The organism is Aestuariivita sp., assembly GCF_021404545.1.
In the GTDB taxonomy this organism is placed as follows: Bacteria; Pseudomonadota; Alphaproteobacteria; order Rhodobacterales; family Rhodobacteraceae; genus Aestuariivita.
This window is the reverse complement of sequence record NZ_JAAWWD010000097.1, coordinates 1-1,356: the sequence shown is the minus strand read 5'-3', so window position 1 is coordinate 1,356 and position 1,356 is coordinate 1. Positions and strand designations below refer to the sequence as shown.

At 61.1% G+C, this 1,356-nt stretch carries 2 pseudogenes; both read right to left on the bottom strand.

Annotation, left to right across the window (positions count from 1 at the left end):
• Positions 1-265 (bottom strand): annotated as a pseudogene (locus HEP69_RS23565) (peptidoglycan-associated lipoprotein); the annotation flags it as partial.
• 74 nt (positions 266-339) lie between these two features.
• Positions 340-1,356, bottom strand: a pseudogene (tolB, locus tag HEP69_RS23560) (Tol-Pal system protein TolB); the annotation flags it as partial.

Sequence of the window (1,356 nt, the reverse complement as noted above, 5' to 3'; positions counted from 1 at the left end):
CCCGTGTGGGCGTGCCGTACAACGTTGGCTTTGCCGTGGGGCCCGGCCGGGATTGTAGGAGGGGTCCGTGGGCTCGGAGATTGGTCTCCGTCTGCTGGAAATAGGCCGGCGAGGTGGGATCTTGCGCGGAGCCGGCAAAGCCAGCCCCAGAGTTCGCGCCATTGTTGAGATCCACAGCGCTGCCGTCGTCAAAGCGGTTGGGATTGGTACAAGCGGCCAGTGCCAGCCCTGCACAGAGGATCAGTGTCTTGCTCAGATAGGTCATTTTAGCCCCATTCGTTTCTGCCTTGGCCTGTCATATCACAGCCCGCGTCCCAAGGAAACGCGGGCCTTGTGGGTTCAATTCTGAAGCGGTGACCCCGAAGGATCGCTGGCCCCGGTATTGGTCGGGACCTGTTTTAGATTACGCCCGGTGTTGTAAAGGCCACAAGATCGCCGGGCGGCGACCAGACGGGCGTGCCGTAGCGCCCCTCGCCAAAGCTGATGCGCCGGGCCTCGCCGCCACCTGCGGACATGATGTAAAGCTGCGGTGTTCCGGAGCGGTCGCTCTCGAACACGATCTGGCTGCCATCGGGGCTATAGCTGGGTGCGGTTTCGATAGAGGGGGCGGTGGTTAGCCGGGTGCTGGCACCACTGCCGATGTCCATCGTATAAAGATCGGTATTGCCGCCTTGGGTCAGCGAATAGACCACGGTGCGCCCATTGGGGGCAAAGCGGGGCGCAAAGCTCATGGTCGGGTCCTGTGTGGGCAATTCGCGACGCCCAACATTGGCCACGTCGAGCACATAGATGCGCGGAAAGCCAGTTTCATAGCTGGTGTAAAGCACCCGGTCGCCGGTGGGGGAAAAGCGGGGTGCCAAAACAATGCTGGTGCTGTCGGTCAGATACTGCACATTGGCACCATCATAGTCCATTATACCCAACCGCTTAGCGCGCTGATCCTTGGGGCCGCTCTCGGCAACAAAGACAACGCGGCTGTCGAAATAACCGCCTTCGCCAGTGATGCGACTATAGACCTGATCGGCAACCTTGTGGGCAATACGCCGCCAGCCGTCCTGTGTTCCGACAAGCTGTTGACCTGCGCCCAGTTCCTGACCGGAAAACACGTCATAGATGCGGAATTTGGCGATGATGCGCCCGGCACCATCCGTGCTGACCGCGCCTGTAATCAGGGCCTGTGCATTGATAGCGCGCCAGTCGGCATATTGCACCGGGCTTTCAAAGCTGGTGATCCGGCTGATGTGGGCGGGACTTGGGATCTGGCGAAAGAGCCCTGTGCCATTGAGATCGGCGGCGTTCACGCTGGCGATGTTGGGGCCAAGTTCCTGACCGCCCCCCCCCCCGGAGAGAAACGGG